General features: G+C 73.6%; 20 protein-coding genes and 1 pseudogene. 8 read left to right on the top strand and 13 right to left on the bottom strand.

What is annotated here, in order from left to right:
• Positions 1–386: 386 nt before the first annotated feature.
• From EFE23_RS14215 to kdd, 6 genes are read right to left on the bottom strand one after another with little or no spacing between them, the layout of a single operon-like run.
• Positions 387–1718 carry a glutamate mutase L gene (locus EFE23_RS14215; protein WP_123241400.1) on the bottom strand — a complete coding sequence of 444 codons (1332 nt, stop codon included), beginning with the start codon at positions 1716–1718 and terminating at the stop codon, positions 387–389.
• Complete coding sequence (gene kal / locus EFE23_RS14210; RefSeq protein WP_123241399.1) at positions 1715–2107, bottom strand: 3-aminobutyryl-CoA ammonia lyase; 393 nt, start codon at positions 2105–2107, stop codon at positions 1715–1717. Before kal ends, EFE23_RS14215 begins: the two co-directional genes overlap by 4 nt.
• Positions 2104–2868 (bottom strand): lysine 5,6-aminomutase subunit beta, encoded by a 765-nt coding sequence (gene kamE, locus EFE23_RS14205; protein WP_123241398.1) that lies wholly within the window; start codon positions 2866–2868, stop codon positions 2104–2106. The genes kal and kamE overlap by 4 nt, the downstream gene beginning before the upstream one ends.
• Positions 2865–4427: a lysine 5,6-aminomutase subunit alpha gene (gene kamD, locus EFE23_RS14200; RefSeq protein ID WP_123241397.1), complete on the bottom strand. Its 1563-nt coding sequence runs from the start codon at positions 4425–4427 to the stop codon at positions 2865–2867. Before kamD ends, kamE begins: the two co-directional genes overlap by 4 nt.
• Before the next feature lie 24 nt (positions 4428–4451).
• A complete protein-coding gene (locus EFE23_RS14195; protein ID WP_123241396.1) occupies positions 4452–6011 on the bottom strand; it encodes an amidohydrolase in 1560 nt (519 codons plus the stop codon).
• A 4-nt stretch (positions 6012–6015) separates the two neighbouring features.
• The gene (kdd, locus tag EFE23_RS14190; RefSeq protein ID WP_123241395.1) at positions 6016–7077 is read right to left on the bottom strand and encodes an L-erythro-3,5-diaminohexanoate dehydrogenase; all 1062 of its coding nucleotides are present in this window, start codon (positions 7075–7077) and stop codon (positions 6016–6018) included.
• A 143-nt stretch (positions 7078–7220) separates the two neighbouring features.
• Here kdd and EFE23_RS14185 point away from each other — a divergent pair, with 143 nt between their 5' ends.
• Entirely contained in the window at positions 7221–8627 is a 1407-nt protein-coding gene (locus tag EFE23_RS14185) for a KamA family radical SAM protein (RefSeq protein ID WP_123241394.1), read from the top strand.
• Positions 8628–8807: 180 nt separating this feature from the next.
• Here the strand turns inward: EFE23_RS14185 and EFE23_RS14180 are convergent, their stop codons facing one another.
• Positions 8808–9002, bottom strand: coding sequence for a CsbD family protein (locus EFE23_RS14180; RefSeq protein WP_123241393.1), 195 nt, complete (start codon positions 9000–9002; stop codon positions 8808–8810).
• A 171-nt stretch (positions 9003–9173) separates the two neighbouring features.
• Here EFE23_RS14180 and EFE23_RS14175 point away from each other — a divergent pair, with 171 nt between their 5' ends.
• Positions 9174–9809 carry a histidine phosphatase family protein gene (locus EFE23_RS14175; RefSeq protein WP_123241392.1) on the top strand — a complete coding sequence of 212 codons (636 nt, stop codon included), beginning with the start codon at positions 9174–9176 and terminating at the stop codon, positions 9807–9809.
• On the opposite strand, the gene EFE23_RS14170 is transcribed toward EFE23_RS14175, so the two are convergent.
• The 5 genes and pseudogenes from EFE23_RS14170 to EFE23_RS14150 all read right to left on the bottom strand — a co-directional run bounded on the left by EFE23_RS14170 (position 9800) and on the right by EFE23_RS14150 (position 14704).
• Positions 9800–11503 carry a CDP-glycerol glycerophosphotransferase family protein gene (locus tag EFE23_RS14170; protein ID WP_123241391.1) on the bottom strand — a complete coding sequence of 568 codons (1704 nt, stop codon included), beginning with the start codon at positions 11501–11503 and terminating at the stop codon, positions 9800–9802. The genes EFE23_RS14175 and EFE23_RS14170 overlap by 10 nt on opposite strands.
• A gap of 113 nt (positions 11504–11616) precedes the next feature.
• Positions 11617–12166, bottom strand: a pseudogene (locus tag EFE23_RS14165) (Lrp/AsnC family transcriptional regulator).
• A 55-nt stretch (positions 12167–12221) separates the two neighbouring features.
• On the bottom strand, positions 12222–12443 hold the full coding sequence (locus tag EFE23_RS14160; protein ID WP_123241413.1) for a DUF433 domain-containing protein: 222 nt from the start codon (positions 12441–12443) through the stop codon (positions 12222–12224).
• Positions 12444–12452: 9 nt separating this feature from the next.
• Positions 12453–13598, bottom strand: coding sequence for an acyl-CoA dehydrogenase family protein (locus EFE23_RS14155; protein ID WP_123241389.1), 1146 nt, complete (start codon positions 13596–13598; stop codon positions 12453–12455).
• On the bottom strand, positions 13595–14704 hold the full coding sequence (locus EFE23_RS14150; RefSeq protein ID WP_123241388.1) for a M24 family metallopeptidase: 1110 nt from the start codon (positions 14702–14704) through the stop codon (positions 13595–13597). Before EFE23_RS14150 ends, EFE23_RS14155 begins: the two co-directional genes overlap by 4 nt.
• A gap of 159 nt (positions 14705–14863) precedes the next feature.
• On the opposite strand from EFE23_RS14150, the gene EFE23_RS14145 reads away from it, so the two are divergent.
• The 5 genes from EFE23_RS14145 (at position 14864) to EFE23_RS14125 (ending at position 18586) form a co-directional block, all read left to right on the top strand.
• Positions 14864–15214, top strand: a complete 351-nt coding sequence (locus tag EFE23_RS14145; protein WP_123241387.1) for a putative quinol monooxygenase — start codon at positions 14864–14866, stop codon at positions 15212–15214.
• Positions 15204–15800: a YdeI/OmpD-associated family protein gene (locus EFE23_RS14140; protein WP_123241386.1), complete on the top strand. Its 597-nt coding sequence runs from the start codon at positions 15204–15206 to the stop codon at positions 15798–15800. Before EFE23_RS14145 ends, EFE23_RS14140 begins: the two co-directional genes overlap by 11 nt.
• A 70-nt stretch (positions 15801–15870) precedes the next feature.
• Positions 15871–17238: a pyridoxal phosphate-dependent decarboxylase family protein gene (locus EFE23_RS14135; RefSeq protein ID WP_123241385.1), complete on the top strand. Its 1368-nt coding sequence runs from the start codon at positions 15871–15873 to the stop codon at positions 17236–17238.
• Between the two features lie 36 nt (positions 17239–17274).
• Positions 17275–17655: a YccF domain-containing protein gene (locus EFE23_RS14130; RefSeq protein WP_123241384.1), complete on the top strand. Its 381-nt coding sequence runs from the start codon at positions 17275–17277 to the stop codon at positions 17653–17655.
• 151 nt (positions 17656–17806) lie between these two features.
• A complete protein-coding gene (locus EFE23_RS14125; RefSeq protein WP_199737072.1) occupies positions 17807–18586 on the top strand; it encodes an FkbM family methyltransferase in 780 nt (259 codons plus the stop codon).
• Between the two features lie 82 nt (positions 18587–18668).
• Here the strand turns inward: EFE23_RS14125 and EFE23_RS14120 are convergent, their stop codons facing one another.
• Complete coding sequence (locus tag EFE23_RS14120; protein ID WP_255421138.1) at positions 18669–21776, bottom strand: S8 family serine peptidase; 3108 nt, start codon at positions 21774–21776, stop codon at positions 18669–18671.
• A 347-nt stretch (positions 21777–22123) separates the two neighbouring features.
• Between EFE23_RS14120 and EFE23_RS14115 the strand changes: the two genes are divergently transcribed.
• Positions 22124–23125, top strand: coding sequence for a LacI family DNA-binding transcriptional regulator (locus EFE23_RS14115; RefSeq protein WP_123241382.1), 1002 nt, complete (start codon positions 22124–22126; stop codon positions 23123–23125).
• The last annotated feature ends 2 nt before the right edge of the window (positions 23126–23127 follow it).

The following is a 23127-nucleotide window of genomic DNA, read 5'->3' as shown; positions in this document are numbered from 1 at the left end:
CGCCGCGCCCCGATGCTCCCAGGCCCTTCCCGGCCGGTGGGGCGAGGGCGAGCGACGCCGACCTTCGGACCGACCGGACGCGGAGCTGGCTGCCCCCGCCTGGCCGTTGTCTACTGGCCGTGCCTTTCACCCTGCCCGTACACCGGTAACCGCGGCCGGTTCGCGCCGCCCCGCCGACCCCCGCCCGCTGGACCTGGCCGCCGCAACCAGAGGTCGCTCGGCCAGCGGACGAAGGGACGAAGCGAACAACAGCCGCTTCCCGTGGTAGGACTCAAAGACGGTACGGCGTGGACCCCCGCCGCTGTCAACCCGCCCCGGCCTGTCGTGTGTTGCGCCACGGCGTGTCGCGTCGGCGCGTCTCGATGCGAACGCGCCCGGCGACCGGGTCAGCCCAGGTGCCGGCGCAGCAGCGCCACGGCGGCCCGCGGATGCTCGGCGGCGAGCAGCCCGGCGGCGGCCAGCACGTAGTCGACGTCGACGACGGGACGGGCCGCGCGGGGCAGCGGCCACCCGCCGGCGTGGTCGGTGAGCACCGCCTCGAGGACGGCGGCGGCATCGGCCGGGTCGGCGTGGCGCAGCACCCCGCCGGAACCGACCACCAGTTTCACATCGCGCAGGTCCCGGCCGGCGCGTTCCCCGGTGGCCGCGCCACGGGCGTGCCGGCGCAGCGCCACCGTGGCGGCCAGCGCGGCGATCCGCCGGTCCGCGGCCCGGTCGGCGTCGTCGGCCGGCAGGAACGCCGGGTCGGCGGCACGGACCGCCGCCGCGGCCGCCAACCCGTCCCGCTCCCCGGGGGCCAGCAGGCGTTCCTCGGCGGCGGCGCGGACCACACCGGGGGCGCTCCACCGCATGCCCAGGTCCCCTTCGACGGTGCGGGCCCGCCACAGCGTGCCGGCGACCTCCTGGCTGGGCCCGTCGGCCCGCTCGTCGGGGGTGAGCACCGAGTACACGTCGGTGGTGGCGCCACCGACGTCGACGACGGCCAGGTCACCGCCGAGCGCGTCGGCGAGCACCTCCACCCCGGTGAGCACCGCGTCGGGGGTGGCCGCCCGGACCAGCCGGGCGAACCGGCCGCCCCGGGACAGCTTCTTACCGCCGATGACGTGCCGCAGGAACACCTCACGGATCGCGGTGCGGGCGGGCACCGGGGCGAGCACCCCGATGCGGGGCAGCACGTTGTCGGCGACCGTCACCGGCACCCCCGCCGCCGCCAGCAGCGCCGACAGCTCATCGCGGACGTCGACGTTGCCCGCCAGGACCACCGGCACCCGCCAGCGGGCCTTCGCCAGCCGGGTCGCGTTGTGGGTGAGCACCTCGGCGTCACCGCCGTCGGTGCCGCCGACCAGCAGCACCACATCGGGTCGGACGGCGCGCAGCGCCGCCAGGTCCGCCTGGCCGAGCCGACCGGCGGCCACGTGCACCACGTTCGCCCCGGCCGACAGCCCGACCCGCCGCCCGGCCTGCGCGGTCACGAGGGGCTCGTAGCCGATCACCGCCAGGCGCAGGCCACCGCCGGCCGACGAGCACACGTACCAGGGCACCTCACGGGCGTCGAGACCGGCGGTGGCCGCGGCGACGGCGGCGTCCAGGCCGTGCAACACGTCCGTGCCGACGGTCGTCGGCGCGGACGCCGCCGCGACCAGCCCGCCGTCGTCCAGGTCGACCACCGCCGCCTTCGTGTACGTGGACCCGACGTCGGCGCAGACCGCGACGTTCACGCCGCCGGCGGAACGACCACCGTGCCGGTGGCGGTCACCGCGACGATCGGCTCCGCGAGGACCTCGGCGGCCGACTCGCTCTTGTCGGGGCGGCCCCGGCACACCACCCGCGCCTCGAAGTCGATGGTGCGGCTGCGGGTACCCACCCGGGTGACGGTGGCGACCACCTCCAGCACGTCACCGGCCTTCATCGGCGCCCGGAACTGCACGTCCGAATAGGAGGCGAACAGGCCCTCGTCGCCGTCGGTGCGGATGCACACCTCCGTGGCGACGTCCCCGAACAGGCCCAACGCGTACGCCCCATCGACCAGGTTGCCCGCGTAGTGGGCGTGGGAGTACGGCACATACCGCCGGTGCGTCACCGTGAGACCCAGCCGTGCGTCGCTCATGCTCTCGCCTTCTTGTTCGTGATCAGCGCGTGAACCAGGTAGCTGGCGACCTCGCCGGGGGTGGTGCCACGACCGAAGATCCGATCGACGCCCAACTCCCCGGTCATCGTCTCGTCGAAGCGCGGCCCGCCGACGATCAACAGCGGCCGCTTCCCCGCCGGCATGGCCTCCCGGAACGCCGCGGACATCTCCCGGGTGTTGTGCAGGTGCGCGTCGCGCTGCGTGACCACCTGCGAGACGAGGACCGCGTCGGCCTTCTCCCGCCGCGCCGCCTCCACCAACTCCGGAACACTGACCTGCGCACCCAGGTTGGTGACCTTCAACTCCCGGTAGTACTCCAGGCCCTTCTCCCCGGCGATGCCCTTGACGTTGAGGATCGCGTCGATGCCGACGGTGTGCGCGTCGGTGCCGATGCACGCCCCCACCACCGACAGCTTGCGCCGCAACCGCTGCTTCACCACCGCGTTGACCTCCTTGGCCGACAGCAGCGGGAAGTCCCGTTCCACCACCTGCACCGCCGACAGGTCGACCAGGTGGTTGACCCGCCCGTAGACGACGAAGAAGGTGAACCCGTCGCCCATCTGCTTGGCGTGCACCAGCATCGCCGGGTCGATACCCATCCGGTTCGCCAACTGGATCGCCGCGCCCTCGGCCCGCTTGTCGTGCGGCACCGGCAGGGTGAACGACACCTGCACCATGCCGTCACCGGTGGTGTCCCCGTACGGCCGGACGATCTTCTTCTCCGCCGCCGGGGCCGTCACGGGCGGTCTCCTTCCAGGATCTCGGTGGCCGGGTTGTAGTAGTCCGCCTCGTGCTCCGCGACACCGTCGAGGCCCTTACCGCGGTCCGCGGGCCGCTTCATGATCCCGAAGGTGCCCTCCGCGATCGCGGTCAACAGCGACTGGTCGCCGATCCGCTCCAACAGGTCGATCGCCTCACCGAGAACCCGGTGGGCGCGCTGCTGGATGAACCCACCCGGGGCCGGCACGAAATCCTCGTGCAGGCCACCGGCCGCACCCAGCACGTACCGCACGTTCTGCAGGGCGATGTCCCGGTCCGACAGCCACGGCGTCACCACCGCCTCGGTCATCATGCCGACCAGCAGGATGCCCTGCCCGGTCATCGCGCCCACCAGGTTGAAGAACCCGTCCAGCAGGTTGCCGCGGAACACGTCACCGGTCATGTGCTTGGTCGGCGGCATCCACTTCAACGGCGCGTCCGGGAACAACTCCCGCGCCAGCAGCGCGTGCGCCAACTCCAACCGGAACGACTCTGGCAGATCCGGGTTGATCTCGAACGCGTGCCCCAGCCCCAACTGCCAGTCGGCCAACCCGGCCTCGTGCGCGAAGTACTCGTTGAGCAACTGCGACACCGTCACCGTGTGCGCCTCCTCCACCGCGTCGGCGGTGGTGAGGTAGTTGTCCTCACCGGTGTTGATGATGATCCCCGCCCGGGCGTGCACCTGCCGGGAGAACCGCTGGTCCACGAACGTGCGGATCGGGTTGATGTCGCGGAACAGGATGCCGTACATCGAGTCGTTGAGCATCATGTCCAGCCGCTCCAGGCCGGCCAGCGTCGCCATCTCCGGCATGCACAGCCCCGACGCGTAGTTCGTCAGCCGCACGTACCGGCCCAACTCCTTCGACGACTCGTCCAGCGCCGCCCGCATCAGCCGGAAATTCTCCTGCGTGGCGTACGTGCCGGCGAACCCCTCCCGGGTGGCGCCCTCCGGCACGTAATCCAGCAGCGACTGCCCCGTCGACCGGATCACCGCGATGATGTCCGCACCCGCCCGGGCCGCCGCCTGCGCCTGCGGAATGTCCTCGTAGATGTCACCGGTGGCCACGATCAGGTAGATCCACGGCCGCTGCCTCGGATCCCCGTACCGCTTCACCAGGCGGTCCCGCTCGGCCCGCCGCCGGTCGATCTGCCGGACCCCGGCCCCGACCGCCCGCCGCGCCGCCTTCCGGGCGGCCGTGGCCGCCTTCCCGGTCGGCTGGGCGAACCGCACCGACCCGGCCGCGGCCTTCTGCGCCAGCAGCGTCACATCGGCGATCTGCTCCCGCGCCAGCGCGTCGAACACCGGCACCGCCACCCCGTGCCCCAGCCCCACATCCGCCACCACCGCATCCACCAGACGGTTCACCCACGGGATACCGTCCGGGTCCGCGCCGGTCACCCCGGCCAACCGCAGCACCGCCCGCTCCACCGACACGGTGGTGTGGCTGCGCGCCAGATCCACCACCGGCTGCCCGGCCCGGCGCGCCAACTCCCGCGCCCGCGCCACCAGCGCCGGATCCAGCCCAAGCTTGCCTGTCACGAACGCCCTTCCTGATAGCCCACGTCACCGCTCCTGATAGATCACGTCACCGCGCAGCACCGTGGCCCGGCACACCGGCAGCGGCGTCGGATCGTCCGCGCCCCGCAACTCCGGATCCCCCGCCTGCAACACCGGCAGCCCCCGCTCCACCCCCGCCGGGGTCGACCACACCGCGAACGTCGCCGGTGCACCCAGCGCCAGCACACCCTCGTTGTCCAGGTGCACCGCCCGCCACCCACCCCGGGTGTGCGCGGCGAACGCCGCGCGCACACTCATCCGCTGCACCGGGTTGTGGTGCGCCGCCGCCGCCCGCACCGACCCCCACGGGTCCAGCGGCGTCACCGGCGAATCCGACCCGAACGCCAACGCCACCCCTACCGAATGCATCGCGCCCATCGGGTTGGACTCCAACGACCGATCCAGGCCCAGCCGCGACTCGTACATCCGGCCCGCACCACCCCACAACCGGTCGAACGCCGGCTGCATCGACGCCACGATGCCGAACTCCACGAACCCGGCGATCAACCGCTTGTTCATGATCTCCGCGTGCTCCACCCGGTGCCGGGCCGCCCGCAGCCGATCCACACCCACCTTCTCCGCCGCCAGCGTGAACCCCGCCAGCACCGTCGAGATCGCCGCGTCACCGATCGCGTGGAAACCGCCCTGCAACCCGTGCGCCGCGCAGTCCAACAGATGGTCACGCACCTGCTCCGCCGTCACGTACCCGTGCCCGCACCCGTCCCCGTCCAGGTACGCCGCCGACACATGCGCCGTACGCGACCCCAACGCCCCGTCGGCGAACAGGTCACCACCCGCCCCGACCGCACCCAGCTCCCGGGCCCGCGCCGCACCCAGCAGCTCACCCCAGTACCCGTACACCTCCGGCACCCCGGCCCCCGAGATCGCCAGCAGCCCGGTGAAGTCCTCCTCGTCGGAAATCTCCGGCCCACCGCACTCGTGCACCGCCGCGATCCCCAACGACGCCGCGTGCTGCAGGGCCCGCCGCTGCGCCGCGACCCGCTGCGCCCGGGTCACCGACGCGAACGCCGCCGCCCGCACCACATGGTGCGCGTCCCGCCGCAACCAACCCGACGCGTCGTAGCCGGCCGCGGCCGCCGCGTCCGGGCAGGCCGCCAGCAGCGCCGCCGACACCAACGCCGAATGGATCGACGCCTGCGACAGGTACACCTTCCGGCCCCCGGCGGCCCGGTCCAGCTCGGCCGCGTCCGGCGGCACCGGCCGCGCCCACGTCGAGTCGTCCCACCCGTGCCCCAGCACCACCGCGTCACCCGGCAGGCCCGCCGCGAACGCCGACACCGCGTCCAACAACTCACCCGCCGACCGCACCGCCGACAGGTCCAGCCCCGACAGGGCCAACCCGGTGTCCGTGGCATGCACGTGCGCGTCCACGAACGCCGGCGTCACCAGCGCCCCGTCCAACTCCACCACCCGGTCGGCAACCGGCGCGTCGGCGTCGCCGCCCAGCCAGGCGATCCGGCCGTCGCGCACCAGCAGCGCCGTCGCGCTCGGGTCGGCCGGGCAGTGCAGCAGTCCGCCGCGGTACAAGGTCGAGGGGTTCGTCATGGTGTCAGTCTGCCGCCAACCGCGCCTCGAACAGACGACGCACCCCCGGCTCGACGCGCAGCAGATCCAACGCCAACTCCGCGTGACCCGGCACGTACCCGTTGCCGACCAGCATCGTCACGTCCGCCGCCAGGCCCTCCGCCCCCAACGCCGCCGCCGCGAAACTCGTCGCCATCGAAAAGAAGATCACCGTGCCGCCGTCCTCGGTGGCCAGCACCGCCCCGTGCTCGCAGCCCGGCACGTCCACGCACACCACCGTCACGTCCGCCGCGGCACCCAACGCGGTCGTCACCGCCGTCGACAGACCCACCGGGTCCCGCGCGTCGGCCAACGCCACCACGTCCGCCAGACCCGCCGCGCCCAGCGCGTCCCGCTCCGCCGGCACCGGCACCACCCCGACCGTACGGCCCGCGCCCGCCCGCCGCGCCGCCGCCAGGGACAGCGACCCGCTCTTGCCGGCCCCGCCGATCACCGCCACCCGCACCGGCCGCGGGTCACCCTCCCGGCCGCGCCGCGCCACCTGCTCGGCGACCACCCGCGCGGTCAACGCCGGCGCCCCGCACACGTCCAGCACCGCCAGCGACAGCTCCGGGTGCAGGTCCGCCGGCAGCACCGCCGCGATCGACCGCGCGAACAGGATCGCGTACCCGTCGCACGGCACCTGCTCGCTGCGCCCGTCCCAGCGGGCCAGCCCGTCGCGGATCGTCAGCGGGGTCAACGTCAGCGACACCAGGGTGGCCACCCGGTCGCCCGGCCGCAGCCCCAGCGGGGACCGCTTCCCCGCCTCCTCGACCGTGCCGATCAGCATCCCGCCGGAGCCGGTCACCGGGTTCTGCATCTTCCCCCGGGTGGAAATGATCTCCAGCACCTCGGCGCGGACCTTCTCCCCGTCCCCGCCGTGCTTCTCCGACAACTGCCGGAAGCTCGCCGCGTCCAGATTCAGCCGCTCCACCCGGATCCGCACCTCGTTCGCGGCGATCCTCGGGTCGGGATCGAGGCGCCACGCCGCCTGCGGGAGCACTCCCGCAGGTTCCACAACACGGTGCAGACCCACCGGTGACGTCACGCCGACCCCCTATGCTCAGCCGCTCGAACCTCTGCCCTGGGCTCGCCTCGCGGGAAAACTTCCGGCAGAATAATTTCTTCACCGCATATTTTCCAGTAGCCTTCGCAACCGTTGATCACCCCGCACGCCAACGAGGAGGGGCCGTGACCCAGACCCAACCGGTGGAGACCATCCCAGCGCCCCGCACCTCGCCGGTCGCGGTCCCCACCGCCGGACAGCCCTACGAGTACCGCCGCAGCCCCCTGGTCGAACCCGACTGGACCCGCTTCCCCGGCTGGCGCCACGTCACCCGCGAGCAGTGGGAGAACGCCCAGTGGCAGCGGGTCAACTGCGTCAAGAACCTCAAGCAGCTGCGCACCGTCCTCGGCGACCTCGTCGACGAGACCTTCTACGCCGACCTCGAAGCCGACCAGAAGAGCCTGGCCACCATGTCCATGCTGGTGCCGCCGCAGATGCTCAACACCATGGTGCCGTTCGAGGCCATGACCACCGAGGCATTCCTCGCCGACCCGGTCCGCCGCTACATGATCCCCGTCGCCTCCGACCGGCGCACCGACTGGCCGTCACACCCCTACGCCACCCGCGACAGCCTCCACGAGCACGACATGTGGGTCGCCGAAGGCCTCACCCACCGCTACCCCACCAAGGTCCTCGCCGAGCTGCTCTCCACCTGCCCGCAGTACTGCGGGCACTGCACCCGCATGGACCTGGTCGGCAACTCCACCCCCACCGTCGACAAGCTCAAGCTCACCCTCAAGCCCGTCGACCGGTACGACGCCCACATCGCCTACCTCAAGGCCCACCCCGGCGTCCGCGACGTCGTCGTCTCCGGTGGCGACGTCGCCAACGTGCCGTGGAAGAACCTCGAGTCCTACCTCATGCGACTGCTCGAGATCGAGACCATCCGCGACATCCGGCTCGCCACCAAGGCGCTCATGGGCCTGCCGCAGCACTGGCTCCAGGCCGACGTCGTCGAAGGACTCGAACGCGTCGCCCGCACCGCCGCCCGGCGCGGCGTCAACCTCGCCATCCACACCCACGTCAACCACCGGCAGTCGATCACCCCGCTGGTCGCCAAGGCCGCCCAGACCGCCCTCGACGTCGGCGTCCGCGACGTCCGCAACCAGGGCGTCCTCATGCGCGGCGTCAACGCCACCAGCACCGACCTGCTCGACCTCTGCTTCGCCCTGCAGGGCGAGGCCGGCATCCTGCCGTACTACTTCTACATGTGCGACATGATCCCCAACGCCGAGCACTGGCGGGTCCCCGTCTGGCACGCCCAGCAGCTCCAGCACGACATCATGGGCTACCTGCCCGGCTACGCCACCCCGCGGATCGTCTGCGACGTCCCCTTCGTCGGCAAGCGCTGGGTGCACATGCTCACCGAGTACGACCGCGAACGCGGCATCTCGTACTGGACCAAGAACTACCGCACCTCGATCGAGTCCGCCGACCTCGAGGCGCTCAACAAGCGCTACGCCTACTACGACCCGATCGACACCCTGCCCGAGGCCGGCCAGGCCTGGTGGGAGACCCACCGCAACGACTGACGGCAGCCCCACCGGTGCCCCGCGACCCTCGGGTCGCGGGGCACCGGCACGTCTCGGGCACCCCGGCGGCCCTGACCAGCCGCCGGCGCAGCCACGCCGGCGCCGGCCGGGCCGAGCCGGCCACCGGACGCAGGCGGCGGCGGGCCCCCGGACCTGCCCGGGGGCCCGCCGCCGTACGGGTCACTTCTCGAAGGCGCCCTTCACGTCGCGACCGGCCTGTTTGACGTCCTGGCCGACCTGCCGAGCGCGGGCCGTGCTCTGCTCGCTGGCCCCTTCCGCCCGCAACCGTTCGTTGTCGGTGACGTCGCCGATCCGCTCCTTGGCGGCGCCGCTCAGCTCCTGGGCCTTGGCCTTCGCCTTGTCGGTGAAGCTCATGGGACTCCCTCCGCTGCCGCGGTACGCCGGGCCGGGCGGCCCGCTCCCCTGTCGCGTCCCCGCCCTTGTCCCGCCAAAACGTCGGCCGTCCAGGTGGCCGGCTGCACCACCTCTACAGCATCCTAGGACACTAGGTGAACGGCTGGAGCGGGTGACTGGTTAACTGGACGGATGGGAGAAATCCTCTTGGTCCGGCACGGCGAGACCACCTGGAGCGCCACCCACCGGCACACCTCGTACACCGACCTGCCGCTCACCCCCGACGGCGAGCGGCAGGCCCGTGCCCTGGCCTCGCCGCTGGCCGGTCGCCGGTTCGTCCGGGTGCTGTCCAGCCCGCGGCAGCGGGCGCTGCGCACCGCCCACCTCGCCGGCCTGCGGGTCGACGCCGCCGACCCGGACCTGGCGGAGTGGAACTACGGCGAGTACGAGGGACGCACCACCGCCGACATCCACGCCGACCACCCGCACTGGAACATCTGGACCGACGGCTGCCCCGGCGGGGAGTCACCGGCACAGGTCGGCGACCGCCTCGACCGGGTCCTCGCCCGGATCGCTCCCCTGCTCGACCGCGGCAGCGTCGCCCTGGTCGGACACGCGCACAGCCTGCGGGTGCTCGGCGCCCGCTGGATCGGGCTGCCGCCGTCGGCCGGCGGGCTGCTACGGCTGGACACCGCCACCCTCAGCGTGCTCGGTCACGAGCACGGCCGGAAGGTCATCCTGCGGTGGAACCAGCCGGTGGTCGACCCGCCCCGGTCCAGCGCCGAGGCCGAACCGGAGCCGATCGACGCCGACCGCCGTCACAGGTAGCGCGAGGCCTCATCGAGGAAGCGCTGCGCGTACCGGTCCGCCGGGATGTCCCCCAGGTAATACTTCTTGAGGTCGCGGCGGGTGGCGGCCAGCGGGTCGCTGCCGAGGAGGTCGTCGAGGGCGGCATCGAGCCCCTGCACCCGGCCGTCGTGAGCGTCGATCACGTACGCCGCCCGGGCGAGCGGGAACGTCTCCGGGAACTGCGCCGCCGGCGCCGAGACGGCCACCATCACGAAGGGCTTCTCCGAGTACAGATAGTCCGCCACCACGCTCGACACGTCCGACACCATCGCGTCGGAGGCGTTGAAGCAGTCGGCGACCGACATCGCCACCTCCGCCTCGGCTCCGAAGACGTGTGGCCGCCCGTTCGTCCGGCGGTCCTCGGCCAGCAGCGCCCGGATACGCGCGCACTCGCCGGCCAACGCCGCGGACCGGTTGCTGTACGGATGCGGCCGGAAGACGACGCTGCACCCGCGAGCGACGAGCGCCTTGACGATGTCGTAGCCGACGAGCAGCGACGAGTAGTTCGAGTCGGCGTAGAAGCCGGCCCAGGTCGGGGCGTACAGGACCCGGGGGTTGGCGATCGAGGCGATCGGCCCGGCGGCGATGGCGACGTTCTCCACCTGAGGACGCCCGACGATGGTGAACATCTCCGCGGGCATCCGGACGCCGTTGGCCGCGAACCGGTCGATCGCGGCCTGGCCGGCGACAAAGTTCCGGTCGTAGATCCGGAAGACCGGGTTGTGGCTCGGCACCTTGTCGCTGTCGCCGTGGTTGAGCTGGATGTGCGTCAGGTTCGTGTAGCGGACGACGTGGTTGTTCACCGTCGCGGTGTTCACGTAGAAGGCGGCCCGCAGCGACGGGGCGATGACCTCGTCCAGCTGGTTGAGCCCCATCCGCATCACGACCGGGACCTTGGTCAGCGCCACGGCCTCGGTGAAGTTGGTCTGGTTGCGAACCAGCACGAAGAACTTCCTGCCGAGGCGTTCCAGGTAGGGCAGCCACATCGCGAGCTGGTAGGCGGTGCCGGCGGGTGCGTTCCAGTGCACGAGGAAGTCCGGCTCGTAGGCGGTCAGCGCGGCGTGCAGTCTCGCCTCCCGGCCGCGCCGCGCCAGCACGGCCCGCAGCACCCGCAATCCGGTGAACGCGGTGAACCCGAGCGCCACGGCCGCCGCCGCCAGCGCGATCCCCCCGACGAGGCCGGTGAACGCGCAGACCAGCGCCACGAGCACGGCGGCGCCGTTGGCCAACGCCACCCGGCCCGGGTTCGGGCTGCGGTCCGGCTGCGAGCCGAGCCCCGGCAGATTGGCCGAGACCGGGTAGACCGCCTCGTACATGCCCGCCAACAGCGGTTCGCCGAGCACGGCCAGGGCCGCCACGGCGACACCGACGGCCAGGGTGGGGTCGAGACCGTGGACCGCGCCGAGCAGGTACGCGCAGGCGAGCAGGAGAACGCGCGCCACGACGAAAGTTCCGGCCGCCGCACCGCGGCGCCACGTCCAGGCCAGCAGACCGAGCGCGACAACGGCCGGGGCGAGCGCCCAGAGGCGGGAGCCCCCCACCGCCGCCAGCAGCAGCGCGGCAAGGGCCGGCAGCTCGACCATCAGGGCGGGCAGTCGCGCCCCGGCGACCGAGGTCCGCGCCTCCGCCAGCCAACCGCTGAACCGGGACCCGCCCGGCTTCGACGCCGTCATCGCCCGCCCCCCGTCGCCCGACCCCGGCACGTCGCCACGAAGTACTGTCGCAACGCCAAACTCCTTTTTCCCACGGGCTGGACCCGCTCCTCGAGCCCTCGCGGCTCGGTGGTTCACAGTAGGCGAACCGGTACGGCCCCCGGGTCCCTGCCACCGGCACCCGGCTGCGAACCCGCAGACTCAGCCGATGCCACGCAGCCGGTGCTGGCTCACCGGGTCCAGGCCGGCCTTCGGCGGGCGATGCTCGTACGGGGTGGAGAGCACCACGGTCGTCCGGGTGGTGACGTTCGCGGCCGTGCGGATCTCCTGCAGCACCCGCTCCAGGTCCGCCGGGCCGGCCACCCGCACCAGCAACAGGTAGAAATCCTCCCCGGCCACCGAGTAGCAGGAGTCGATCTCGGGCAGGTGGGCCAGCCGCTCCGGGGCGTCGTCGGGCTGCGAGGGGTCGAACGGCCGGATCGCGACGAACGCGGTCAGCGGCAGCTCCAGCGCCTCGAACGAGACGCGGGCCGTGTACCCCTTGATGACGCCGCGCTGCTCCAGCCGGCGGACCCGCTGGTGCACGGCCGACACCGACAGCCCCACCTTCTCGGCGAGGTCCGTGTACGACAGCCGACCGTCGCCGGTCAGTGCGGCGACGATGGCCCGGTCGATCTCCTCCACGCGGTGCAACCTACCGGAGATAGCGCTCCCATGCCGCACCCCGGCCGGCCGGCCGTCACGCTCGGCGGGCGGTCCGGTCGCGGACCGCGTCCGCGGCGTACTCGAGCACCTCGGCGAGGTCCTCCTCGTCGAGGAACGGCAGGTCGGTGAGGATGTCGGTGACGGACATGCCCTCGGCCATCATCGCCAGCAGCGTGGCCACGGGGATCCGCGACTGCCGTACGCAGGGCGCACCGCCCATGACGTCGGGGTCGACGGTGATCCGCGGGAAGGCCATCGCCACAGGCTAGTTGCCCTTGGCCAGGGCGCGGGAGATGACCAGCCGCTGGATCTGGTTGGTGCCCTCGACGATCTGAAGCACCTTCGCCTCCCGCATGTACCGCTCCACCGGGTGGTCGGCGACGTAGCCGGCGCCGCCGAGCACCTGCACCGCGTCGGTGGTCACCCGCATCGCCATGTCGGTGGCGAACAGCTTGGCCTTCGCCGCCTCGATCGAGTACGGCCGCCCGGCGTCACGCAGCCGCGCGGCGGAGAGCATCAGGGCACGGGCCGCGGAGATCTGGGTGGCGTGGTCGGCGAGGCTGAAGCCGAGCCCCTGGAAGTCGATGATCTGGCGGCCGAACTGCCGGCGCTCCTTCGCGTAGCCGACGGCGTAGTCCAGCGCGGCCTGGGCCAGGCCGACCGCGCAGGCGGCGATGCCGAGTCGGCCGGAGTCCAGGGCGGACATGGCGATGGTGAAGCCCATCCCCTCCCCGCCGATCAGCCGACCGGCGGGGACCCGGGCGTCGTCGAAGGCGATCTGGGCGACCGGCGAGGCGTGCAGGCCCATGGTCCGCTCGGCGGCCTGCGGGTGGATGCCCGGGGTGTCGCGGTCGGCGAGCAGGCAGGAGATGCCCTTCGGTCCGGGCTCGCCGGTGCGGCAGAAGATGTTGTAGAAGTCGGCCACCCGGGCGTGGGTGATCCACGCCTTGGTGCCGGAGACCACGTAGTCGTCGCCGTCGCGGACCGCCTTCGTGGTCAGGGCCGCGGCGTCGGAGCCGCCCTGCGGCTCGGAGAGGCAGTACGCCCCGAGCAACTCCCCGCCGATCATGTCGGGCAGCAGCTTGCGCTGCTCGTCGGTGCCGTACTGGGCGAGCGGGTAGCAGGACAGGGTGTGCACGCTGACCGCCTCGGCGACGGCGAGCCAGCGGCTGGCGAGGATCTCCAGCACCTGGAGGTAGACCTCGTACGGCTGGGCGGCGCCGCCGTGCTCCTCGGGGTAGGGCAGGCCGAGCAGCCCGGCCCGGCCCAGGGTGCGCAGCACCTCGCGGGGGAACTCGGCGCGCTCCTCGAAGCCGGCGGCCTTCAGCGCGAGCTCGCGGTCGGCGAGCTCGGTGGCGAGGTCCAGCAGGTCGTGGGCCTCGTCGGTGGGGAGGATCCGGTCGACGTTCATAGCGCGATGAGCTCCGTGGGGGTGGTGTTGAGCCGTTGCCCGCCGTCCGTCGTGCAGACGACGATGTCCTCGATCCGGGCGCCGTGCCGCCCGGCGAGGTAGATCCCGGGTTCGACCGAGAAGGCCATGCCGGCCTCCAGCGGTCGGCGGTTGCCGGCCACCACGTACGGCTCCTCGTGGGTGTCGAGGCCGATGCCGTGGCCGGTGCGGTGCAGGAACGCGTCGCCGTAACCGGCGGCGGTGATCACGTCGCGGGCGGCCGCGTCGACCGCCTCGGCGGTGACGCCGGGGCGGACCGCGGCCACCGCCGCGCGCTGCGCCTCGTACAGCACCCGGTAGTAGTCGGTGAACCCGGCCGGGGCGGGGCCGCCGACGAGGTAGGTGCGGGTGCAGTCGGAGCGGTAGCCGGACGGCATGGTGCCGCCGATGTCGACCACCACCGGCTCCCCGGCCCGGATCGGCCGGTCGGAGGTGGCGTGGTGCGGGCTGGCGCCGTGGGGGCCGGCGGCGACGATGACGAAGTCGACGCTGACGTGGCCGGCCGCCCGGATGGCCGCGGCGATGTCGGCGGCCACCTCGACCTCGGTCCGGCCGGGGCGCAGCCACTCCCCCATCCGGGCGTGCACCGCGTCGATCGCCGCGCCCGCCTCGGCGAGGGCGGCCACCTCGGCGGAGGACTTGCGGATCCGCAGCTCCCGCAGCACCTCGGAGGCGAGGCGCTGGGCGGCGCCGGGCAGCGCGGCGCGCAGGGCCAGGACCTGCTCGGCCCACATCCGGTCGGCCAGTCCCACGGCCGCCACCGGGCCGGGCAGGGCCGCGCGGACCAGCGGGTACGGGTCGGTGCCGTCGGGATGGTCGACGATCCGGACGCCGGTGCTCGGCGCGGCCTCCGCGCCGGGGCGCTCCAGGGTGGGCACGATCAGCGTGGGCTCGCCCTCGGCGGGCAGCACGAGGCAGGTCAACCGCTCCCCCTCGTGGGCGTCGTAGCCGGTCAGGTAGCGCAGGTCGGAGCCGGGGGTGAGCAGCAGCGCGTCGAGGCCGGCGGCGGCGGTGGCGCGTTGCGCGGCGGCCAGCCGCTCGGCCGGGTACAGCTCGTCGGAACCCACCTCCTGAGCTTAACGGTCGTTTGGGCACCGGCGGGAGTCGGTCACCCGACGGCCGCGCCACCGGGACATCCCGACCGCGCCGGACCGGGCGACGGACTGCGTCCCGCCCAGGCCGCCCCGTACGCTCGGTCCCGACCGGCCACGAGCGGAGGGAGCGGCATGGACGCGGCGGGACGGATCGGACGGCTGATGACCATGCACGCGCAGCCCGGGCGGGGCGCCGAGGTCGCCGACGCGCTGCTGCGGGTGGCCGAGGGCCTGCGCGGATTCCCCGGCTGCGAGCTGTACGTGATCAGCCGGGACCACGCCGACCCGGACACCGTCCGGGTGACCGAGGTGTGGTCCGACGAGGAGGCCGTGCAGGCGGCGCTGGCCGCCGCACCTCCCGCCGTCGGAGCCGCCCCGAGCGTCGCCGACGTGCTGGGGATGCTGGCCGGGCCGCCCGAACGCGTCGATGTCGCACCCCTGGGCGGGATCGGCCTGCCGGACGGCGCGCCCGATGCCGGCTGAGCCGCCCGAACTCGTCGTCCCCGACGCGGCCGCCTGGCGGGCCTGGCTCAGCGCCCACCACGCGGACCCGACCGGGGTGTGGCTGGTGCTGGCGAAGCGGGGCACCACCGAACCGACCCGGCTCAGCTACGACGACGCCCTCGAGGAGGCGCTCTGCCACGGCTGGATCGACGGGCAGGTGCGGCGCCGGGACGAGGACACCTACCGGCAGCGGTTCACCCCGCGGCGGGCGCGCAGCCCCTGGTCGGCACGGAACGTGGCGCTGGTGGCGCGGCTGACCACCGACGGCCGGATGCACCCGGCCGGCCTGGCCGAGGTGGACCGGGCCCGGGTCGACGGCCGGTGGGACGCCGCGTACGCCGGGCAGGCCGCCGCCGAGCCGCCACCGGACCTGCTGGCCGCGCTGGCCGCCGAACCGCGGGCCCGGCGGATGTTCGACATCCTCACCGCGCAGAACCGCTACGCGGTGATCTACCGGGTCACCAGCGCCAAGCGGGCCGACACCCGCAGCCGGCGGATCGCCCAGTTCGTCGAGATGCTGGCCCGCGGCGAGACGCCCCACCCGCAGCGGCGCACCCTCGACTGAACCGCCGGCACGCGGTGACCGCCGGCGTCCGGGGTCGTGGCGGCGGACCTCCCCCGGGTACGGTGCCCCGGTGGAGGACCTGAGCCGCCTGTTCCGCTCGGCCGCCGACCATGCGGCCGACTACCGACGCTCCCTGGCGGACCGGCCGGTCGGGGTACCGGTCGATCAGGCCGCGCTGGCCGGCGCCTTCTCCGGCCCACTGCCCGCCGCGCCCTGCCCGCCGGAGCAGGTGCTGGCGGACCTGCGCGCCGCCGCCGAGCCCGGCCTCGTCGCGAGCGCCGGCCCGCGATACTTCGGGTTCGTGGTGGGCGGCGCGCTGCCGGCGGCGACCGCGGCCGACATCCTCGCCGCCGGCTGGGACCAGCTCGCGTTCAACGCCGTCACCTCCCCGGCGGCGGCCGCCGCCGAGGCGGCCGCCGGCACCTGGCTGAAGGAGCTGCTGGGGATCCCGGCGTCGGCGTCGGTCGGGTTCGTCACCGGGTGCCAGGCGGCCAACACCGCCGGGCTGGCCGCCGCCCGGCACCAGGTGCTGGCGGACGCCGGCTGGGACGTGGAACGGCGCGGGCTGCTCGGGGCGCCGCCGATCCGGGTGATCGCCGGGGAGGAGCGGCACGGCACCATCGACCGGTCGCTGCGCCTGCTCGGCCTCGGGACGGACGTGGTGGAGGCGGTGCCCGCCGGGCCGAACGGCTCCATCGACCCCGGTTCGCTGCGGGAGGTGCTGCGCGCCGGTTCGTCGGGCCCCACCATCGTGTGCCTGCAGGCCGGCAACGTGAACACCGGCGCGTGCGACCAGCTCCGGGAGGCCTGCGAACTCGTCCACCGGCACGGCGGGTGGGTGCACGTGGACGGGGCGTTCGGGCTGTGGGCCGCGGCGAGCCCCGCCACCCGGCAGCTGGTCGACGGGCTGGACCTGGCGGACTCGTGGGCCTGCGACGGCCACAAGTGGTTGAACCTTCCCTACGACTCGGCCTTCGCGTTCTGCGCCCGGCCCGACGTCCACGCGGCGGCGATGTCCTACGCCGCCGCGTACCTGGTCGGCTCCGGTGGCGCACCGGCGGCCGCGGACCTCACCGCCGAGTCCTCCCGCCGGGCGCGGGGCTTCGCCGTGTGGGCCGGGCTGCGGGAACTGGGCCGCGACGGGGTCACGGCCCTGGTCGACCGCTGCTGCACCCTGGCCCGCCGGTTCGCCGACGGGCTGGCCGCGGCCGGGTTCGAGGTGGCCAACGAGGTGGTCCTCAACCAGGTGCTGGTCGGCTTCGGCGACGACGCGCGCACCGACCGGGTGGTGGCGGCCGTGCAGGCGGACGGCACCTGCTGGGCGGGCGGTACGACGTGGCGGGGACGGCGACTGATGCGTATCTCGGTGTCGAACGCCACCACCACCGAGGCGGACGTGGACCGCTCGGTCGCCGCGATCATCCGCCTCGCCGCCTGAGCGCACCCCCTTGCTCGTGGCGGCCATCATGGAGCCGTGATCCGCTTCGTGCTCAACGTGCTCTGGCTCGTCTTCGGTGGCGGGATCGTCCTCGCCCTCGGCTACGGCATCGCCGCGCTGATCTGCTTCGCCCTGGTCGTCACCATCCCGTTCGGCGTCGCCTCGCTGCGGCTGGCCTCGTACGCGCTCTGGCCGTTCGGCCGCACCCTGGTCCCCAAGCCCGGGGCCGGGGTGGCCTCCGGCGCGGCGAACGTGCTGTGGGTGCTGCTGGCCGGCTGGTGGCTGGCGCTGTCCCACATCGTCGCCGGGGTCGGGCTCTGCCTCACCGTGATCGGCATCCCGTTCGGGGTGGCCAACTTCAAGCTGGTGCCGGCGGCGCTCTGGCCGCTGGGCCAGGAGGTCGTCGAGGCGCCCTGACCGGTCAGCGGCGGCTGCGCGAGCGTCCAGGCAACCCGCCCCGGTCACCACCTCTAAGGCATCCTAGGAGGCTGGGGTCCATCCCGGCTGGGACAGCCGGACGGACGCGAATCGCCCTCGCGTCGGCTCGGGTCCGACTACGGTCGGAGCAGTGGTCGATCACCTCACCGCGGTCGAGGCGCTCAAGGCCGATCCGGCCCTGGCCGGGCTGCGCCGATCCCTCGACGCGTACTACGGCGACCCGGCGCGGGAGGCCGCCATGGACGCCTTCTACGCCCGCTTCGTCCACCCCGGCGACCTGGTCTTCGACCTCGGCGCGCACGTCGGCGACCGGCTCGGCAGCTTCCGCCGCCTCGGCGCCCGCGTGGTGGCCGTCGAGCCGCAACCGCTCTGCGTCCGCGCGCTGCGCGCGCTCTACGCCGACGACCCGCGGGTGACCGTGGTGGCGGCGGCCTGCGGCGCCCACCCGGCCCCGGTGCAGTTGCACCTCAACTCCGCCAACCCCACCATCTCCACCGCGTCCCGGCGGTTCATCGCGGCGGCGGCCGGAGCGGACGGCTGGGCCCACGAGGTCTGGGACGCCGAGGTGGAGGTGCCCGGCACCACGCTGGACCGGCTCATCGCCGCGCACGGCGTACCGGCGTTCGTCAAGATCGACGTGGAGGGCTTCGAGGAGGCCGTGCTGGCGGGCCTGACCCGCCCGCTGCCGGCGCTGTCGTTCGAGTTCACCACCATCGCCCGGGAGGCGGCCCGGCGGTGCCTGGACCGGGTCACCGGGCTGGGCTTCACCCGGTTCAACGTCGCGCTCGGCGACGAGATGACACTCGCCCTGCCGGCGTGGCTGCCCGCGACCGAGGTGGCCGCGTACCTGCGCACGCTGCCGCACAAGGCCAACTCCGGCGACGTGTACTGCCGGGCCCGGCCGGCCTGACCCCAACGGTCCGGCATCACCGGACGCGATGCGGTCCGCCGCCCGAGGGACACCCGGGCGGCGGACCGCGGCGTGCGGAGCGTCAGCCGACGGTCCCGCACCACCACTCGACGCAACCGACCTCGAACGCCTTGAGGATGGTCTCCGTCACCTCGCTGCCGTCGCCGGCCACCGCGTGGGTGCGGAGCGCGACCCGGCCCTGCCCGAGGGCCGGGAGCGCCACCGCCCACCGGTCCCCGTCGGCCCGGACCGAGGCCGCGGCCCAGGTCGCGCCGCCGTCGACCGAATACTCGACGCCGACCTCCCGTACCGGTCCACCGGTCACGCCGGTCTGCCGGGCGACGGACAGGTGGAAGGTGGACGGCTTGCCGACGGCGACCTCCTCCAGCCCACCGAGCGGCAGGTCGTACCGGATGTCCAGCAACTCCTCCGCCCGTGCCCGGTTGGCGGTCGTGTGCCCGGAGCGGAACCGCCACTCGTCGGTGACCGTGTCGGACATCGGCCAGTCGCTGCCCGCCTCCTCGCCGCCGTCGCGGTGCGCGGTGACCGTCAGGCGGTACCAGGCGTCGCCGGGCGGCAGCCGGAACTCGCCCCGGCCGGGGACGTCGTTGTCCGCGACGACGGTGCCGTCGTCCCGGGCCAGCACGGTACGGCCGGTGTCCATGCCCGGCAGCCACTCGGAGCGGTGACCGGCGGCGTCGGAGAACATCGGCAGCGCGACCGTCAGGTCGTCGCCGGTGCGGGCCACCTGCGGCTCGCCGCTCGCGCCGAGCGCCGACAGGGACGGGTTGAACGGCGCCTTGAGCCACTCGTCGGCGTACGTCGTGCCCGCCCGGTACACCGTGGGCGCCGAGTACTGCGCGCCGACCACGCCACCCTCGCTACCCGCGAGGTGGAACGTGGCGGTGGTCCACGGCACGTCCGGCGTGAGGTAGACGTCGGCGGCGGCGGGCGTCCGGGTAACGGTGTGCTGCTGCACCCAGACCAGGCCGTCGTGCTCGATCCAGCCGTACAGCGCCTTGATGTCGTTCGGATACCCCGGCGTCCAGTGCGTGGTGCGCACCTTGGCCAGGTCAGCGGCCCGGTCGAGCCATCGCACCCCGGCCGGCACCCGGCCGTCGACCTGGTGGAAGGTCAGGTAGTGGTACTCGCTCGCCCTGATGCCCGTCACCCGCAGTGTCAGCGGACCCTTGGCGAGCAGCGCCCGCAGCCGCTTGGTGTTCGCGGGGTCGACGCTCAGGATCGGATCGGTGGGCTGGGACCCCTGGAGGTATCCGCTGAGGATGATCACCCCCGCCCCGGCGGCCTTGAGGGCGTTGTAGCGGGCGGTCCGCTCGGCGGCGGGCACGGCGAAGCTGGCCTCGAAGAGCACGACCTTGCCGGCCAGCTCGACGCCGCCGAGGTCGGCCGCGTCGCCGACATCGACCACCTCGCCGGTCACGTCGCCGTACCAGCCGGCGAAGTAGTACGGCCTGATCGTGACGTCGATCGGCTTGCCGGTGGCGGTGTCCCGGGCGGTGATCCAGTCCTGCTGGAAGCTGCCCGCCCCGAAGAACGTGAGGCCGGGCAGCTCGCCGCTGCCGACCGCGTAGACCGAGTGGGCGGTGGCCAGCAACGGTGCGACCAGGCCCGTGGTGCCAGCGCCGCCGCTGCCGACCCGGGACACCAAGCCGGTGCCGGCGTACTCGCTGGACACGGCGTCGTCGCGGTCGACCGCCAGGGTCACCGGCTTCGCGTCCGCGACGTCGATCGTCCGCTCGCGGTCGGCGTCCAGGGTCACGTCGTACGCGTAGTGCACCGCGGCCGACGCCACCTCCGTGTTGCCGTCGAGCTGCTGCTCCCAGACCAGGCCGAAGACCCGGTACGCGCCTTCCGGCAGGACCAGCTTCCTGGTCTTCCCCGAGCTGACGGAGGTCCGCACGGCCGCGCCGGTGGCCAGGTTCTGCACCACCACGTCGATGAAGCTCCGGTCCACGCCGGGCCGGTTCGCCCCGCCGACCAGGGTGAGCGTGCGGGTGGTCGGCTTGACCGTGAGGGCGTACGGGGTGCGGATGCGCTGACCCGCGCCGACGGCGGTGACGACCCCACTGTGGACGCCGGCCTGCGCGGCGAGCGCGGGCGCCAGCGTGAGGTCCACGGTGGCGCTGCCGTGCGCCGGGACGGTCACGTGCGCCGCGGCCAGGACGGCGAGCCCGCTCGGCGCGGAGCTGCCGTCCGGTCCGGTGGTTTCCGCCTTCAACTGCAGTTGGACGGTGCGATCGGAGGCGTTGCGGTAGGTGATCCGCCGCGTCGTCGGAGCGGCGCCGGCGACCGGCTGGGCGGCCTGGACCGTCGGCACGACGGCCGGATCCGCGGCCACCTGCTGATCGAGCGCCGCGGGCACGTCGACCAGGCCGGCGCCGACCTCGAACACGCCCGCCTGCTTGACGGCGCCCGCCGACGCGATGAGGGCCGCCTTCAGCTGCTCCCCGGTCCAGTCGCGGTGCGCCTGCTTCAGGATCGCCGCGGCGCCGGCGACGTGCGGGGTCGCCATCGAGGTGCCGGAGAGCCTGGCGTAGGAGCCGTCCACCGCCTCCGCGTCGAGGGTTCCCGTGGCACGGGCGGCGACGATGTCGGTGCCGGGGGCGGCGATCTCCGGCTTGATGGCGTCGTCGTCGAGCCGGGGACCCCGCGAGGAGAACCACGACAGGGCGGACTGCTTCGTGACCGAGCCGACGGTCAGCGCCGAATCGGCCGCGCCGGGGGCACCGACCGTGTACGCGGCGCCCTCGTTCCCGGCCGCGATGACGAACAGGCTGTCGGACTCGGCGGAGAGCCGGTTCACGGCGGCGGACAGCACGTCGGTGCCGTTGGTGGGGGCACCGCCGAGGCTCATGCTGACCACGTCGGCGCCCTGCGCGACGGCCCAGTCCATGCCGGCCAGGATCCAGTCGTACTGACCGCTGCCGTTGTCGTCGAGGACCTTGCCCTCGATGAGCTCGACGTCCGGGGCGACGCCCTTGAACCGGCCGTCCGACGCCGCACCGGAGCCGGCGATGGTCGACGAGACGTGCGTGCCGTGGCCGTTCCGGTCCTGGACGCTCGGCTCCCAGGTGAAGTTCTTCGCGTCGGTGACCCGACCGGCGAGGTCGGGGTGGCCGCTGTCGAAGCCGGTGTCCAGCACCGCCACCTTGACGCCCTTGCCGGTCAGGCCGGACTTCCACGCCTCGGGCGCGCCGATCTGCGGGACGCTGACGTCGAGGGTCGCGCGGACCTTGCCGTTGAGCCACAGTCGCCCGGCGGCGGCCGCGGTACGGGCCCCCGGTCATTGGCACGGGTTGATGCCTGGCGGGATTGTGTCGTGGCGAGAGTCCGTCACCGCGCCCGGCCGCCGGGTCGCACCGGTCCGCCGGGAGCGCTTTTTTAAGGTTTTGAACTTAGCCATGTTTTGTTACCGGCCTGTTATTGACGTGACCGGCGCCACTTCGGTTGACTGCGACGGAACCGCTTCCGCAACCGGTTCCGAACGCCCACCACCCACCGACCCGGGAGGGTCCCGTGCCGATCACCATCGCCGACGTCGCCACCCGCGCGGGGGTGAGCAAGACGACCGTCTCCCGGGTGCTCAACGGCAAGGGCGAGGTGCACGTCCGCACCGCCGACCGGGTCCGGGCGGTGATCAGCGACCTGGGTTACGTGCCCAGCGCCCGCGCGGTCGGCCTGGCCCGGGGCCGGACCCGGGTGGTCGGCATGCTGGTGCCGGCGCTGACCTGGCCGTGGATGGGCGAGGTGCTGCAGGGCGCGGCCGACGTGGTCGAGTCGGAGGGCTACGGGCTCCTGCTGTTCACCTGCACCCGGGGCGACGAGTCGATGCGCCGGTTCGCCTCCCAGGTCTCCGCGAAGTCCTTCGACGGCCTGCTCGTGGTCGAGCCGGAGGGCACGCTGGACTACATCACCGAGCTGCACGAACGTGGCCTGCCGGTGATCCTCATCGACGACCGCGGCCACCAGCCGGGCTTTCCCTCGGTGCGGACCACCAACACCGACGGCGCCCGGGCCGCCGCGGCCCACCTGCTGGCGCTGGGCCGGCGCCGCCCCCTCGTGGTGACCGGGCTGCGTCGCTTCGGCTGCACCCGGGAGCGGCTCGCCGGCTTCGCGGACGGCTACGCCGACGCCGGCCTGCCCATCGACCCGGCCCTCGTCGTGGAGGGTGACTTCACCTTCGAGTGCGGCCGGGCGGCGGTGGAGCACCTCCTCGCCGACGGCGTGCCGTTCGACGCCGTGTTCGCCCACAACGACCTCTCCGCCGCCGGCGCGCTCCAGGCGCTGCGCGACGCCGGCCGGCGCGTCCCCGAGGACGTGGCCGTCGTCGGCTTCGACGACCTGCCCCTGGCCGGGCACACCCACCCGCCACTGACCTCGGTGCGCCAGCCGCTGCACGAGATGGGCGCGGTCGCCGCCCGTACCCTCATCGCCCACCTCGCCGGCCGGCCGCTGCCCGGGACACCGACCGTCATCCCCACCAGCTTCACCGTCCGCGCCTCGACCGGCACCACCTGACC

The organism is Micromonospora solifontis (assembly GCF_003725545.1).
Taxonomy (GTDB): domain Bacteria; phylum Actinomycetota; class Actinomycetes; order Mycobacteriales; family Micromonosporaceae; genus Micromonospora; species Micromonospora solifontis.
This window is presented reverse-complemented; position numbering and strand designations above follow the sequence as displayed.

Bases quoted from the DNA above. Each gene is read 5' to 3' on its own strand.
- kal (WP_123241399.1), bottom strand. From the start codon at position 2,107: ATGAGCGACGCACGGCTGGGTCTCACGGTGACGCACCGGCGGTATGTG.
- EFE23_RS14160 (WP_123241413.1), bottom strand. From the start codon at position 12,443: ATGGCCTTCCCGCGGATCACCGTCGACCCCGACGTCATGGGCGGTGCG.
- EFE23_RS14180 (WP_123241393.1), bottom strand. From the start codon at position 9,002: ATGAGCTTCACCGACAAGGCGAAGGCCAAGGCCCAGGAGCTGAGCGGC.
- EFE23_RS14175 (WP_123241392.1), top strand. From the start codon at position 9,174: ATGGGAGAAATCCTCTTGGTCCGGCACGGCGAGACCACCTGGAGCGCC.
- EFE23_RS14140 (WP_123241386.1), top strand. From the start codon at position 15,204: ATGCCGGCTGAGCCGCCCGAACTCGTCGTCCCCGACGCGGCCGCCTGG.
- EFE23_RS14195 (WP_123241396.1), bottom strand. From the start codon at position 6,011: ATGACGAACCCCTCGACCTTGTACCGCGGCGGACTGCTGCACTGCCCG.
- EFE23_RS14155 (WP_123241389.1), bottom strand. From the start codon at position 13,598: ATGAACGTCGACCGGATCCTCCCCACCGACGAGGCCCACGACCTGCTG.
- EFE23_RS14145 (WP_123241387.1), top strand. From the start codon at position 14,864: ATGGACGCGGCGGGACGGATCGGACGGCTGATGACCATGCACGCGCAG.
- EFE23_RS14170 (WP_123241391.1), bottom strand. From the start codon at position 11,503: ATGACGGCGTCGAAGCCGGGCGGGTCCCGGTTCAGCGGTTGGCTGGCG.